This is a genomic window from Pseudomonas sp. OTU750018, from assembly GCF_011636575.1.
GTDB lineage: Bacteria > Pseudomonadota > Gammaproteobacteria > Pseudomonadales > Pseudomonadaceae > Aquipseudomonas > Aquipseudomonas peli.
Map to the genome: position 1 here is coordinate 1,214,424 of NZ_JAAPAU010000002.1, position 12,294 is coordinate 1,226,717.

The window sequence follows — 12,294 nt, forward strand, 5'->3', positions numbered from 1 at the left end:
ACTTTTGTACATGAGCATTCCGAGCCTGTTTTTAACGCAGCAGGGCCGACGCGCAGCAGATCGTAACTGGCTCAAGCCAGTTGGACGTCTTCGGCGGGAATAATCAAGATGCCGGCGCGCAGGCCGTTCTTGACCTTGGGATTGGGGAAGACGATGCGTGCACCTGGCTCATTCACCACCCAGCGGGTATCGGCCAGATCCTCGGCCAGCAGGTAGCCAAGCGGCAGTTCGCTGAAGTTCTCGATATCGGCCGGCAAGTGCAGCTTGAAGGCGTCGCTGTGTTTGATCACTTCACGCGCTACGGCAAACAGCTTGAGTTCGCCTAGATCATCGCTGGCACCTTCGAGCTCGCGGCCTTCGATCAGAGCCTGCAGATGCAGTTCGAGCAGGTCGAGGTTGACCAGTTCGTTCTGCCCAAACGGCCGTGCCTTGCCCAGTTCTAGGGTGAAGGCTTCCGCCCCAAGCTGGGTATAGGTGTAGGCGCTGAAAGTGATCGAGCTTTTATTGTGCAGCAGCACCGCCTCAATCCCGGCAGCGCTCAGGCGCGCCAGTTCACGCTGACTGCGCGGGCGGCCTTCCTGAAATGGATAAAGGGCGAACTGCTCGATCTTCGACGCACGAATCGCAGTGTGCAGGTCGTAGTGCAGACGGGCGCGCTCCGGCTTGCTGAAAAAGGCAGCGGCCAGATGCTCCAAGTCACAGGCACGCAACGCTTCGGCACCGGTGTGCTGATCGTGGCGGCCGTTGAACAGGCGGTTGATGTCCTGCTCGATATAACGCTCGCCGCTGCGCATGGCGGCAGGGTTACCGAACAGAAAGAGAATGCGGGCGCGGGGCTTCAACTGGTTGCGGGCAATGCCCTGCAACAGGCGGTCGAGCAATTCGATAGGCGCAGTTTCATTGCCATGGATGCCGGCAGACAGCAGCAGGTCCAGGCCATTGTCGCTGGCCACCGGCGGCGTTATTTCCAACGCGCCTTCGGCCAGCCAACGCAAACGCGTGCCCTCGGGAGTCAGCTGAATCTTCGCTGCCGGCTCGTGGCCGGCCAGGGTCAGTTCGAGCAGTTTGCCGAGGGCTAGCATGGGCGTGTCCTCAATCGTGATTGCAGTCAGGGCCGTGCACGTGATCGTCGTCTTCGTCCAGGCCAGCGGCTTCCATTTCCAGCTCCAGGCTGACCAGGTTGGTGGCCAGCGGGCGCAGCAGCAGGTTGGCGTACTCGGCAGCGCCCTCCTCCACGTCTACACCGATCATCAGCTGGTTGTTGCCAACCTGCTGGAACCAGATTTCCTGGCCCTGCCAGATCACGGCAAAACGCGTGCAGGAGGTTTCCAGCTGGGTGCCGTCAGTGTCTTCGAGGATCAGTTGCAGGGCGTCGGACATGGTAATAAGTACTCAATCAAGCTAATTGGAATGGATAAACCGCGCCCAGTTTAAGGATCTGCGTCAGTTCGTCCAAGGCCGCACGGCATTCGTTCAACAATTGTGGGTCAGCCAGGTCGTTTTCGCTCAGGCGATCACGGTAGTGCTTGTCGACCCAGACATTGAGGCTGTCATGCAGGGTCGGGGTCATGATCACGCCCTGATTGACCGCTGCCAGCTCGTGTTCCTTGAGCGCCACGCGCAGGCGCAGGCACGCCGGGCCACCGCCGTTCTGCATGCTCTGCTTGAGGTCGAAGACCTTGACCTCGCGAATAGGCCCGTTACCGCTAGTCAGTTGCTCCAGGTAGCGCCAGACATTGCCGTTGTTGCGGCACTCTTCCGGCACGATCAGCAGCATACCGCCCTCGGCGCGGTTGAGTAGCTGGCTGTTGAACAGGTAGGACTTGACCGCATCTTCCACCGTCACCGCATCACGCGGCACGCACACCGCCTGGAAGTTGCCGCCACGGCGGGCGAGCTTATCGCTCAGCTCAGCCAGCACCTTGTCGGTGTCGAGGAAGGCGTCCTGGTGATAAAACAGCACCTCACCATTGCCCACGGCGATCACGTCGTTGTGAAACACACCCTGATCGATCACTGCAGGCGTTTGCTGGGCATAGACCACGCCGTCATCGCTCAGGCCGTGCAGACGGGCAACCGCTTGCGAGGCTTCCAGGGTTTGCCGCGCCGGGTAGCGCTGCGGCGCCGGAAAGCGGCTGTCGAAGGCGCTGCGACCGAATACGAAGAACTCCACGCCGGCATCGCCATAGCCTTTGCAGAAGCGCGTGTGGTTGGCCGCGCCTTCATCACCGAACTGACCGACGGCCGGCAACGCCGCGTGGTGAGCGAAGTGCTGCTGATTGGCGAACATCGCACCGAGCACACGGCTGGTGGTCGGGTGTTCGATCGAGCGGTGGAATTTGCAGTTGAGGTTGGCGGCGGTGAAATGCACGCGGCCATCGGCAGTATCAGCACTCGGGCTGACGGTGCAGGCGTTAGCAGTCCACATGCTGGAGGCCGAGCAGCTGGCGACCAGCAGTGGCATGGCGTCTTTCGCCGCCTTCTGGATCACCTGCGCGTCGGTGCCGGTAAAACCCAGGCTGCGCAGCACGGCGACATTCGGGCGTTCCTGCGGGGCCAGCACGCCCTGCTTGAAGCCCATTTCCATCAAGGCCTTCATCTTAGCCAGGCCCTGCTTGGCGGCTTCTTTCGGGTTGGACGCGGCCTGACTGTTGCTTTGCGAGGCAACATTGCCGTAAGACAGGCCGCCATAGTTGTGAGTCGGCCCGACCAAGCCATCAAAATTTACTTCGAATGCATTGCTCACAGGCTTACTCCGGGTGTCAGGGTGGCAGGCAGGCTCAGGCTGTCGGATTCCAGCGAGGCCACCGGGTAGGCGCAATAATCGGCCGCGTAATAAGCGCTGGCGCGGTGGTTACCAGAGGCGCCCACACCGCCGAATGGCGCGGTACTGGCGGCACCGGTCAGCTGTTTGTTCCAGTTGACGATACCGGCGCGGCTTTGCAGCCAGAACTGCTCGTAGCGCGCCTTGGAATCGGACAGCAGGCCAGCAGCCAGGCCGTACTGGGTGTTGTTGGCCTCGGCGATGGCCGCAGCAAAATCGGCGTAGCGAATTACCTGCAGCAGCGGGCCGAAGAACTCTTCATCCGGACGATTGGCGACCTCAGTCACATCAATGATGCCTGGGGTGAGCAAGGCGGCGCCCTGCAACGGCTGAGTCATCTCCAGCAGCGGTTTGGCGCCCTGGGTCAGCAGGTGCTGCTGCGCCTTGATCAGGTGCTGCGCGGCGGCCAGGGAAATCACCGAGCCCATAAAGGGCGCTGGCTGGGCGTCGAAACTGCCGACCTTGATGCTAGCGGCAACCTCAACCAGGCGCTCCAGCAGGCTGTCGCCCCAGGCGCCTTGCGGCACCAACAGACGGCGCGCACAGGTGCAGCGCTGGCCGGCGGAGATAAAGGCTGACTGAATGATGGTGTACACGGCTGCGTTGAGGTCAGCGACCTGATCCACCACCAGCGGGTTGTTGCCGCCCATTTCCAGGGCGAGGATCTTGTCTGGGCGACCGGCGAATTGGTTGTGCAGCAGATTGCCGGTGCGGCTGGAACCGGTGAAGAACAGGCCGTCGATGCCGTCATGCGCAGCCAACGCTACACCGGTATCGCGCGCCCCTTGCACCAGATTGAGCACGCCCGCCGGCAGACCGGCTTCGATCCAGCACTTGACCGTCAGCTCGGCGACTTTCGGAGTCAGCTCACTGGGCTTGAACACCACGCAGTTACCCGCCAGCAGCGCCGGCACGATATGGCCGTTAGGCAGGTGGCCGGGGAAGTTGTACGGGCCGAATACGGCGACCACACCATGCGGCTTGTGCCGCAGCACGGCGGTGGCGTCGGCCAGCGGGCCGCTCTTCTCACCGGTGCGCTCGCGGTAGCTCTGGATCGAGATGGCAACCTTGTTGACCATGCTGGTGACTTCGGTGGCGGTTTCCCACAGCGGCTTGCCGGTTTCTTCACCAATGCAATGGCCCAGCGCCTCGGCATGGGTTTTCAGGGTGGCGGCAAACTGCTCAAGCACGGCGATACGCTCATCCAGCGAGCGCGAGGCCCAGGCTGGGAATGCAGCACGCGCGGCCTCTACGGCGGCGCTAACTTGTGCTGCGCTGGCCGCTTGACCTTGCCAGATGGCTTCCTGGCTGACCGGGTTGAGCGATTCCAGGGCTTCGCCCTGACCTGCGTGCCAGGCACCGGCAATGTAATGAGTGCTCATTTTGTTTTATCACTCCCAGCAAGGTATCGACCCGGCCTGCGCCGGATCAGCAAATAGAAACAACGGCGGCCGGCTTTAGCCGCGAGCGGAAACCGCGACGGCACGCACTTGGTCGCCCGCCGACAGCTGCAGACGCTTGGCGGTTTGCGCATCGACCACCAGAGTGCCAGCGGCCAAACGCGCCGGCGCGGCAGTAATCCGGCAGGCTTCGCGCTTGCGGTTGTGGATCAGAAACTGCGGCGCGTCATCGCCCGGGGTGCCGACGGCCAGCACCAATACCTGGCTGTCCTGCACGGCGCGAATTTTCGCGGTCTCGGCCTCGATGGCCGGGCCGGCGTCGAAGATGTCGACATAGCCCTGATAGCTGAAACCCTCGCCCTTGAGCATGGCCAGCGCCGGCTCGGTGTCCGGGTGGACGCGGCCGATGATGTTGCGCGCGTCCTCGGAGAGGAAGCAGGTATAGAGCGGAAACTTGGGCATCAGCTCGGCGATAAAGGCCTTGTTGCCCACGCCGGTGAGGTAGTCAGCCTGGCTGAACTCCATCTTGAAGAAGTGCCGGCCCAGGCTTTCCCAGAACGGTGAACGGCCCTGTTCATCGGACATGCCGCGCATCTCGGCAATCACCTTGTCGCCGAACAGCTCGCGGAATTCGGCAATAAACAGAAAGCGCGCCTTCGACAACAGCCGGCCATTCAGGCCGCTGCGCTGGTCGCTGCGCAGAAACAGCGAGCACAGCTCGGAGTTGCCGGTCAGGTCGTTGGCCAGGAACAGGGTGGGGATCTGCCGGTGGATGTTCAGCTCCTGCGAGGCGCTGACGGTCAAGCCGACCCGGTAGTTGTACCAGGGCTCGCGCAGGCCAACGGCACCGGCAACAGCCGAGATACCCACCACGTCACCGTTGTCGTCTTCGAGCACGAACAGGTAGTCGGCATCGGCACGCGCGGCTTCACCACGGAAGGTTTTCTCGGCCCAGCCCACGCGGTGCGCCAGACGCTCCTCGTTGGCCGGCAAGGTAGTCAGGCCTGCGCCGGTGCTGCGGGCCAGCTGAAACAGAGCCGGCAGATCGGTGCTGCGGACGGGACGAACGATCATGCGCTAACTCCTTAAACCGCAACCAGGCGTACGCTGACGCCTTCGCCGACGCCCAGGGCCTCGGCGGCCGCAACACTCAGGGTGACCGGCTTACCCGGCACCCAATCCAGCTCCGCGACAATCGCGCGGAAATCCTGCAGCTGACCATTGCTGACCAGATACGGCCGCCCGCCTTTGCCAGGCTCACCGATACGCACCGGCACCACACGGCTCTGGGCAATCGAGCGAATGCCGGACGTGCGCGCATGCAGGGTCGGGCCACCGTCGAAAATGTCGATGTAGTGGTCAGTTTCAAAGCCTTCGCGCATCAGAATGTCGAAGCTGATCTGCGCCCGAGGATGCACCTGGCCCATGGCTTCCTGCGCCTCATCCGGCAGCAGCGGCACGTAGATCGGGTAATGCGGCATGAGTTCAGCGAGGAAGGTGCGACTCTTCAACCCACACAGGCGCTCGGCCTCGGTGTAATTCATGTCGAAGAAGTTGCGCCCCACGGCATCCCAGAACGGCGAATCACCGCCTTCATCGCTGTAGCCGACAATCTCTACCACCACCGCATCGGCAAAGCGCTCCGGGTGATTGGCGAGAAACAGCAAACGGCCACGCGAGTTAAGTTCCGACCAGGCGGTGTTCACCAACGGCCGCTCGACGTAGAAGCTGGTCAGCAGGCTGTTGCCGGTGAGGTCGTGGCACAGCGAGAGCACGTGGATCTTGTTATGGATCTTCAGCTCGCGGGAGTTGTGCACAAAGGTTTCGTTGCGGAAGCTGTAAAACGGCTCGGAGTAGCCGGCCGAAGCGACGATGCCGGAGCAGCCGACCAGGCGACCGCTCTCGCTGTCTTCCAACACAAAGAAGTAGCTTTCTTCACCGTTGAAGCTGACTTCGGCGGAGAACGAGGCCTCCGACGCGGCGATCTTTTCGCGCAGACGATCGCTGTCGTCCGGCAGTGAAGTCACACCAACCGGGCTGTCCGCGGCGAGACGCTGCACTTCAGTGAGGTCGGCCATTTGCGCGGGGCGCATCACCAGCATGGTGCCACTCCTTTTGATAAAAGCTCCAAGCAGCCCAAACCGGGCGGCCTAGAGAAAACCGCAACCAACGCTGCGGCACACACAGAGACAGGCGTCCTTGCTGTTAGCTCAACCCATCCGTGGGTCGAGCGGGCACAGCCTGATCCACCGTTTAACGGCAGGTCAGGCCGGCAATCAGGCTTGGGTCAGCTTGGCCACAGCACGCTCCAAACGCGCCAGACCTTCATCGATATCGGCGTCTTCCACCACCAGGCTCGGGGCGAAACGCACCACGTCCGGGCTGGCCTGCAGCACCATCACGCCTTCCACCGCAGCGGCGTCGAGAATTGCCTTGGCCTTGCCCTTCCAGGCATCGGACAGCACCGCACCAATCAGCAGACCAAGGCCGCGTACTTCGCTGAACACGCCGTACTGCTGGCCAATCTGCTCCAGCTTGGTTTTGAAGCGCAGATGCTTGGCCTTCACCCCGTCGAGTACTTCAGGCGTGTTGATGGTGTCGATCACCGCCTCACCGACCGCACAGGCCAGCGGATTGCCGCCGTAGGTGGTGCCGTGGGTGCCAACGGCCAGGTGTTTGGCCAGTGCTTCGGTGGTCAGCATCGCGCCAATCGGGAAACCACCGCCCAGGCTCTTGGCGCTGGAGAGGATGTCCGGAGTCACGCCGTAATGCTGATAGGCGAACAGCGCGCCACTGCGGCCCATGCCGCTCTGCACTTCGTCAAACACCAGCAGCGCGTTGTGCTGGTCACACAGTTCACGGGCCGCTTGCAGGTAAGCCAGGTCAGCCGGCAGCACGCCGCCCTCACCCTGAATCGGCTCCAGCACCACGGCGCAGGTTTTGTCGGATACCGCGGCTTTCAGCGCGTCGATATCGTTATACGGAATGTGGCTGATACCCTGGATCTTCGGGCCGAAACCGTCGGAATACTTCGGCTGACCGCCAACGCTGACGGTAAACAGGGTGCGACCGTGGAAGCTGTTGGTCGCGGCGATGATTTCGCATTTGTCTTCGCCGAACTTATCGAACGCCACGCGACGGGCCAGCTTGAACGCGGCCTCGTTGGCTTCGGCGCCGGAGTTACAGAAGAACACGCGATCCGCGAAAGTGGCGTCGATCAGCTTCTTCGCCAGGCGCAGGGCCGGCTCGTTGGTGAACACGTTGGATACGTGCCAAAGGTTGCCGGCCTGCTCAGTGAGCGCCTTGACCAACGCCGGATGCGCATGGCCCAACACGTTGACGGCAATGCCGCCGGCAAAGTCGATCAGCTCGCGACCGCTTTGATCCCACACGCGCGAACCGGCGCCACGCACGGGGATAAAGGCAGCAGGTGCGTAGTTTGGCACCATCACTTGGTCGAAATCGGCGCGTTGTACCGGGTGACGGTTCACCGGGTCGTGCTGAACGGACATCTGAGCTCTCCTGACGAGGAACACCTGCATTCAATAGCAGGCGATGTGAAGGATTGTAGGGACTGATCCGGGGCCGGCATTGCCGCTATGCGACAACTTCTTATAGCGCCAACCCGAGGAAAACCGGCGCTTTCGCAAATGCGACAGAAAGCATCGGGAAGGCGCAGTTTAAATGGAGCCACCGGCCTTGGCGCGGTTTTCTCCACCGCGCCAAGCAATCGGCTTTTTGACGCAGCCGAGATCAAACCGGAGCGTGATAAGCCCTAGGCGGTGGCTGGAATGACGGCCGGCACTGGCGGGCTGTCCAGACTGAGGAACTCGATCAACCGCGCCTTCTGCGCCATGGCGTCCTGGTAGCCCAGCTCAATCAGCTCATTGCAGTAGCCTGGCTCGAACAGCAGGTAACTCAGCACCCCGGCGCCACTGGCCTTAGTCGCCCCCGGGCCGCGCAAAAACATGCGCAGGGCTTTAGGCAGCTCGTGGCGATGGCGTGCGGCAATCAGGTCCAACGGCTGACTGGGGGAAATTACCAGCACATCCACGGGTTTAAGCCCCAACCCCCGCGGGTGGTTTTCGGCAGGAATCAACCGGCCCATCTGATTCAACCGCTCAAGCAGCTCGATGTCGCTTTCCAGGCTGTCAATAAAGGTGCTGTTGAGCATATGCCCACTGATCTGCGCCAGGCTTGGCGGCCGGCTCTGCTGAGAGCGCACCACCGGCACCTGCGCCTGAGGGCCAGCCGCCGGATTGCCACTGACCCCGACCACCAGCACCCGCGTCGCCCCCAGGTGCAAGGCTGGACTGATCGGTGCGGACTGGCGTACCGCACCGTCACCGAAGTATTCACGGTTGATCTTCACCGGCGGAAAAATCAGCGGAATCGAAGCGCTGGCCAGCAGGTGTTCAAGGGCCAAGCGGGTCGGCACACCGACACGCCGATGGCGGAACCAGGGGTCGATAGCAGCACGGCCTTGGTAAAAGGTCACGGCCTGGCCCGTCTCATAACCGAACGCCGTCACCGCCACCGCACGCAGCTGGCGGTGGCGCACGGCGGCGGCAATCCCGCTGAAATCCAGTTCACGCCCAAGCAGATCGGCCAGCGGCGAACTGTCGAGCAGCGCCACCGGCACCTGTCCGCCCAGGCCCAATAGGCTGTGACCAATAAAGCGACTGGCTTGGCGCAGCACGCCTGGCCAATCACTGCGGTACACCTGATGGGTATGAAAGCCCTGCCAAACGCTGGTCAGCCGGCGCACCGCCTCGGTGAAGTGCAGCGCCCCACAGGCCAATCCCACGGCATTGATCGCCCCAGCGGACGTACCGACGATGACTGGAAAAGGATTGTGCGCAGCGTTGGGCAGCAAGTCGGCAATCGCCGCCAGCACCCCCACCTGGTAGGCCGCCCGCGCGCCACCGCCGGAGAGGATCAGCCCGGTAACCGGCTGATTGGTTGAAGCAGTGAGCGGCATAGGCTGTTTCCTATTATTTTTCAGCCAGTATAGGAGCCAGTCAGGCACCCACGGAACAACCCAGCGCCAAGAAACCTCACTTCACCGTAACAGCCCGCCAATTGGATGGCGGCCCTAACGCTTCTTCTTATAAATCTTTGGCTCGCCCTCGGGCCGCGTCTTGAAGCGCCGGTGCGCCCACAGGTATTGCTCAGGGCACTGACTGATCGCCTGTTCAATCCACTGATTGACCCGCAGGCAGTCGGCCTCTTCGCTGTCGGTGGGGAAATCCGCCAGCGGCGGATGAATCACCAGACGATAGCCCTGGCCATCGGGCAAGCGCTGCTGGGTAAAGGGAATCACCTGAGCACGGCCCATACGGGCGAACTTGCTGGTGGCGGTAACGGTGGCCGCCGGCACACCGAACAGCGGCACAAACACACTGCGCTGGGCGCCGTAATCCTGATCAGGCGCATACCAGACCACCCCGCCGGCACGCAGCAGCTTGAGCATGCCGCGCACGTCATCACGACCAATCACCCCGAGCAGGCGCTGCTCGCGGCCGCGACGCTGCACGTAGTCAAACAGCGGATTCTTGTGCGGGCGGTACATGCCGTACATGTTCTGCGCCATGCCAAGCAGGCCGCCGCCCATTTCCAGGGTGGTGAAATGCAGCGCCATGAGGATTACGCCCTGACCGTCAGCCTCGGCCTGACGCAGATGCTCCAAGCCCTCAATAGTGCCCAAGCGGCGCAGGCGCTCAGCGGGCCACCACCAAGCAATGGCCATTTCAAAAAAGGTGATGCCGGTGGAAGCAAAGTTTTCCTTTAACAGCGCCTCGCGCTCGGCGGCGGGCATCTGCGGGAAGCACAGCTCCAGGTTGCGCGCGGCAATCTTGCGGCGCGAGCTGGCCAGGCGATACATCACCCCCCCCAGGCAACGCCCCAGCCGCAGCAGCACCGTGTAAGGCAGCTGGGCAATCAGCCACAGCAGGCCCAGGCCTAACCATAGGGGCCAGAAGCGGGGATGCAGGAAATAAGCGCGAAATACAGGGCGATCCATAACACAGGTCCGAGGCACGCAATAAAGCGCGGCATTCTATCAGGAGTTTGTCCGGCCCCTGGTTTCGCGGCGCGCAACTTGCGAGCGCGCGGCGTTATCGCTATAAGTCCGGCTTACTTTTCCCCCAGTTTCTAAACAAGGGCCGTATCAGGCAGACCATGAGCCAAGCTGATCTCCTCACGCAAGACCCCGTATTCCAGCTTAAAGGCAGCATGCTGGCCATCACCGTGATGGAGCTGGCGCACAACGACCTCGCCCGCCTCGACCAGCAGCTCAGCGAAAAAGTCGCCCAAGCCCCGGCCTTCTTCAGCAACACCCCGCTGGTGCTGGCCCTGGACAAGCTGCCCGAAGGCGAAGGCATGCTCGACCTGGCGGAGCTGATGGCAGTCTGCCGCAAGCACGGCCTGCGCACGTTGGCCATCCGCGCCAACCGAGAGGCCGATATCGCCGCCGCCGAAGCCCTGGATTTACCCGTGCTGCCGCCCTCCGGCGCACGCGAACGGTTGATTGATCTGGCCCCGCCAAAACCGGAAAAGCCCGCTGAACCCGAATTCAAACCCAGCAAGATCATCACCAGCCCGGTGCGCGGCGGCCAACAGGTGTACGCCCAGGGCGGCGACCTGATCGTCCTGGCACCGGTCAGCGCCGGTGCGGAACTTCTCGCCGATGGCAACATCCATGTGTACGCCCCGATGCGCGGCCGAGCACTGGCCGGGATCAAGGGCAATCTCAAGGCGCGGATCTTCTGCCAGCAGATGGGCGCCGAGCTGCTGTCCATCGCCGGCCAGTACAAGGTGGCCGAAGACTTGCGCCGCGACCCGCTCTGGGGCGAAGCGGTGCATGTCAGCCTGTCGGGTGACGTGTTGAACATCACCCGCCTTTAACGGATACTGCCGCCACTTTTCAAACAGGGCAGCCGGACGCCTGAATAGGCCACGGAACCTGCGTTTTCTCTACACTTTAGGGTGAATCACCTTGGCCAAGATCCTCGTTGTTACGTCCGGCAAAGGTGGCGTCGGTAAAACCACCACCAGCGCTGCCATCGGTACCGGTCTCGCCCTGCGCGGGCACAAGACTGTCATCGTCGATTTCGACGTCGGCCTGCGTAACCTTGACCTGATCATGGGCTGCGAACGCCGCGTGGTGTACGACTTCGTCAACGTTGTAAACGGCGAAGCGACCCTCACCCAGGCCCTGATCAAAGACAAGCGCCTGGAAAATCTCTACGTGCTGGCCGCCAGCCAGACCCGTGACAAAGACGCCCTGACCCAGGAAGGCGTTGAAAAAATCATTAATGAGCTGCGCGAAAACTTCGAATACGTGGTCTGCGATTCGCCGGCTGGTATCGAAAAAGGCGCGCACCTGGCCATGTACTTCGCCGATGAAGCGATTGTCGTGACCAATCCGGAAGTCTCCTCGGTACGTGACTCCGACCGCATGCTCGGCCTGCTGGCCAGCAAATCGCGCCGCGCCGAGAAAGGCGAAGAGCCGATCAAGGAACACCTGCTGCTGACCCGCTACAACCCTGAGCGCGTGGTCAAAGGCGAAATGCTGGGCGTGGAAGACGTCGAAGAAATCCTCGCCATCCGCCTGCTCGGCGTGATCCCGGAATCGCAAGCCGTGCTCAAGGCCTCGAACCAGGGCGTGCCGGTGATCCTCGATGACCAGAGCGATGCAGGCCAGGCTTACAGCGACGCGGTTGACCGCCTGCTGGGCAAGGAAGTGGCACATCGGTTCCTCGATGTGCAGAAGAAGGGATTCATGCAACGCCTGTTTGGAGGTCGTGAATGAACATTTTTGACTTCTTTCGTGAGCGCAAGAAAGAAACCACCGCGTCCATTGCGAAAGAGCGTCTGCAAATCATCGTCGCCCACGAGCGCGGCCAGCGCAGCCAGCCGGACTACCTGCCGGCCCTGCAGCAAGAACTGGTCGAGGTGATTCGCAAGTACGTCAATATCGACTCGGATCAAGTACAGGTTGCACTGGAAAACCAGGGCAGCTGTTCCATTCTGGAACTCAACATCACGCTCCCCGACCGTTAATTGGTT

Annotated in this window: 12 protein-coding genes; 3 read left to right on the top strand and 9 right to left on the bottom strand. The window is 62.1% G+C overall.

Annotated elements, in window-relative coordinates:
- Window positions 1-71: 71 nt before the first annotated feature.
- From astE to HCI85_RS14675, 9 genes are all read right to left on the bottom strand, one after another.
- Entirely contained in the window at window positions 72-1,082 is a 1,011-nt protein-coding gene (gene astE, locus HCI85_RS14635; protein WP_167145472.1) for a succinylglutamate desuccinylase, read from the bottom strand.
- A 10-nt stretch (window positions 1,083-1,092) separates the two neighbouring features.
- Complete coding sequence (locus HCI85_RS14640) at window positions 1,093-1,380, bottom strand: topoisomerase II (protein WP_090251796.1); 288 nt, start codon at window positions 1,378-1,380, stop codon at window positions 1,093-1,095.
- A 16-nt stretch (window positions 1,381-1,396) separates the two neighbouring features.
- Entirely contained in the window at window positions 1,397-2,746 is a 1,350-nt protein-coding gene (gene astB / locus HCI85_RS14645) for an N-succinylarginine dihydrolase (protein WP_167145474.1), read from the bottom strand.
- On the bottom strand, window positions 2,743-4,206 hold the full coding sequence (astD, locus tag HCI85_RS14650) for a succinylglutamate-semialdehyde dehydrogenase (RefSeq protein WP_167145476.1): 1,464 nt from the start codon (window positions 4,204-4,206) through the stop codon (window positions 2,743-2,745). Before astD ends, astB begins: the two co-directional genes overlap by 4 nt.
- Window positions 4,207-4,281: 75 nt before the next feature.
- A complete protein-coding gene (gene astA / locus HCI85_RS14655) occupies window positions 4,282-5,298 on the bottom strand; it encodes an arginine N-succinyltransferase (protein WP_167145478.1) in 1,017 nt (338 codons plus the stop codon).
- An 11-nt stretch (window positions 5,299-5,309) separates the two neighbouring features.
- Window positions 5,310-6,326 (bottom strand): arginine/ornithine succinyltransferase subunit alpha, encoded by a 1,017-nt coding sequence (gene aruF / locus HCI85_RS14660; protein ID WP_090251785.1) that lies wholly within the window; start codon window positions 6,324-6,326, stop codon window positions 5,310-5,312.
- 174 nt (window positions 6,327-6,500) lie between these two features.
- A complete protein-coding gene (locus tag HCI85_RS14665; RefSeq protein ID WP_090251783.1) occupies window positions 6,501-7,736 on the bottom strand; it encodes an aspartate aminotransferase family protein in 1,236 nt (411 codons plus the stop codon).
- A gap of 263 nt (window positions 7,737-7,999) precedes the next feature.
- Window positions 8,000-9,205: a patatin-like phospholipase family protein gene (locus tag HCI85_RS14670; RefSeq protein ID WP_167145480.1), complete on the bottom strand. Its 1,206-nt coding sequence runs from the start codon at window positions 9,203-9,205 to the stop codon at window positions 8,000-8,002.
- Between the two features lie 114 nt (window positions 9,206-9,319).
- The gene (locus tag HCI85_RS14675) at window positions 9,320-10,246 is read right to left on the bottom strand and encodes a lipid A biosynthesis lauroyl acyltransferase (protein ID WP_167145482.1); all 927 of its coding nucleotides are present in this window, start codon (window positions 10,244-10,246) and stop codon (window positions 9,320-9,322) included.
- A gap of 158 nt (window positions 10,247-10,404) precedes the next feature.
- On the opposite strand from HCI85_RS14675, the gene minC reads away from it, so the two are divergent.
- The 3 genes from minC to minE all read left to right on the top strand — a co-directional run bounded on the left by minC (window position 10,405) and on the right by minE (window position 12,288).
- A complete protein-coding gene (gene minC / locus HCI85_RS14680) occupies window positions 10,405-11,130 on the top strand; it encodes a septum site-determining protein MinC (protein WP_167145484.1) in 726 nt (241 codons plus the stop codon).
- A gap of 91 nt (window positions 11,131-11,221) precedes the next feature.
- Window positions 11,222-12,037: a septum site-determining protein MinD gene (gene minD, locus HCI85_RS14685; RefSeq protein ID WP_090251774.1), complete on the top strand. Its 816-nt coding sequence runs from the start codon at window positions 11,222-11,224 to the stop codon at window positions 12,035-12,037.
- Window positions 12,034-12,288, top strand: coding sequence for a cell division topological specificity factor MinE (minE, locus tag HCI85_RS14690; RefSeq protein ID WP_025165363.1), 255 nt, complete (start codon window positions 12,034-12,036; stop codon window positions 12,286-12,288). Before minD ends, minE begins: the two co-directional genes overlap by 4 nt.
- The last annotated feature ends 6 nt before the right edge of the window (window positions 12,289-12,294 follow it).